3 protein-coding genes are annotated in these 1,930 nt (G+C 64.5%); 1 reads left to right on the top strand and 2 read right to left on the bottom strand.

The genetic code is table 11. The features are described 5' to 3' along the window. On the bottom strand, positions 1-323 hold a 323-nt coding region (folB, locus tag EOA38_RS35210), incomplete at its 3' end, for a dihydroneopterin aldolase (RefSeq protein ID WP_127301386.1). 2 nt (positions 324-325) lie between these two features. Continuing rightward, positions 326-1,177 (bottom strand): dihydropteroate synthase, encoded by an 852-nt coding sequence (gene folP / locus EOA38_RS35205; protein WP_127301385.1) that lies wholly within the window; start codon positions 1,175-1,177, stop codon positions 326-328. 84 nt (positions 1,178-1,261) lie between these two features. Here folP and EOA38_RS35200 point away from each other — a divergent pair, with 84 nt between their 5' ends. Then, positions 1,262-1,882 carry a DUF922 domain-containing protein gene (locus EOA38_RS35200; protein WP_126093772.1) on the top strand — a complete coding sequence of 207 codons (621 nt, stop codon included), beginning with the start codon at positions 1,262-1,264 and terminating at the stop codon, positions 1,880-1,882. Positions 1,883-1,930 lie beyond the last annotated feature (48 nt).

The raw sequence follows: 1,930 nt of genomic DNA, 5'->3' as shown, positions 1-1,930 counted from the left end.
AGCACGCCCGGTACAGGGGCGTTCGGCTTGCGCACCGTGATCTCGGCCTTCCTGATCTGCGGAAACCGCGCCGCCAGCGCCTTCGCCACTTCCAGCGCCAGCGCCTCGATCAGGAAACGGCGCTGCCCGGTCACGATCTTCTCGATCACCGTGAAGGCGATGCCGTAATTGACGGTGTCCTCGATGGAATCGTCCTCCAGCGGCCGGCTGGGCTCGACGGTCAGCTCGGCGTCGACATAGAAACGCTGGCCGAGCGTCTCCTCCTCGTCCAGCACGCCGTGCCGGGCAAAGAAGGCGCAGTTCTTCATGCGGATGACATACATGCTCAGCGTCCGGAAGAAAGGTTCTCTCGCGCCAGCATAGCATCGGCCACGGCCAGCGCATCCACGTTGATTGCGACATCGTGGACGCGAAAAAGATCGGCGCCTTTGAGTCTGAGGATGACGCTGGTGGCCGCCGTTCCAACGGCCCGCTCAGCGGGTTCGCGCCCCGTGACGCCGCCGATGAAACGCTTTCGCGACGTCCCCGCCATCAGCGGAAAGCCGAGCGCTGTGAGTTCGGAGAACCGCGCCATCAGATCGAGATTCTCCTCCGTCGTCTCCTTGGCGAAGCCGAAGCCGGCGTCGAGCACGATCTGGCCGTCGGCAACATAGTTGGCGCGCGCAATCTCCAGCGATCTGCGCAGGAACAGGAACTGGTCTTCGATCACGTCCGGGAGTTTCTGGCGCTCGCGGCCTGTGTGCATGATGATCAATCCCGCGCCGGTCTCGGCGGCAACACGGGCTATGCCGGGTTCGCGCTGCAGGCCCCAGACATCGTTGACGATATGCGCGCCGGCGGCAACGGCGCGCCGCGCGGTATCCTCGCGATAAGTGTCGATCGAAATCAGGACGTTGCCCGAGGACGCCAATGCCTCGATGACCGGCAGCACCCGCCCTTGCTCTTCCTCGGCGGTGATGGGTGCGAAACCCGGACGCGTCGATTCCCCGCCGACATCGATGACGGCAGCCCCCTCTTCCACCATGCGGCGCGCTTGGGCCACCGCCTTCTCCGGGGCGATGAACAGCCCGCCATCGGAAAAACTGTCCGGAGTGACGTTGAGGATGCCGACGACGACCGCCTTGGGGCCGAGGTCGAGATGGCGCGCATGCGCGAGCTGCCATCGCCTTGTTGTCATTGTCCATCAACCATGTGTGATCCGCGCGAAATCAATTTCGTTGCGCCGGCAACGGCCGTAAAGCAAGGTGCGTGAAGAGGCAACATGATGAACCGCTCCCCGCTCTGCGCCCTGATGCTCATCCTCGCCGTCATGCCGGCCGGCGCGGCCAGCCTGGTGAAGACCTACAGCTATTTCAGCGTCACCGGCCGCACGCTGGACGATATCGAAAAGCAGCTGACGAAAAACGGCCCCGAGGTGAAGAGTACCGGCTCCAGGCACCCGGGCGCAACGCAGATGGCTTTCACCACCCGCGTCAGCTACGCGCAGACGGCGAATTCCTGCCGGATCGCCAATGCGCAGGTTACCGTGAAGGTCAAGGTCATCCTTCCGGAATGGCGGCGGCCGCGCAAGGCCGATCCTGAAGTCAGGCTGTTCTGGGACACGCTGTCGGCGGACATCAAGCGCCACGAGGAGCGCCATGTCGAGATCGCCAAGAACCACGCGCGCGAACTCGAGGATGCGCTGAGGGCGACCTATCCGCAGAAGACCTGCGAAGCCGCGAAGGCGAAGGCCGCCGAGATCTCGGCCGCCGTCCTCGCCCGGCACGACCGCGCCCAGGTGCAGTTCGACCGCGTCGAAAGCGTCAACTTCGAAAGCCGGATCATCCGGCTTCTGCGCTACCGGATGCAGCGCATCCAAAGTGGCCAATTGCCGCCGGCTTGAACGTTGGAGCGGCGCCCCCCCCCGCGAAGGCCAATCCCGCCCTAAACA

The sequence above is a fragment of the Mesorhizobium sp. M1E.F.Ca.ET.041.01.1.1 genome (assembly GCF_003997355.1).
In the GTDB taxonomy this organism is placed as follows: domain Bacteria; phylum Pseudomonadota; class Alphaproteobacteria; order Rhizobiales; family Rhizobiaceae; genus Mesorhizobium.
The sequence above is the reverse complement of the archived record's forward strand: the minus strand, read 5'-3'. Positions and strand labels throughout refer to the sequence as shown.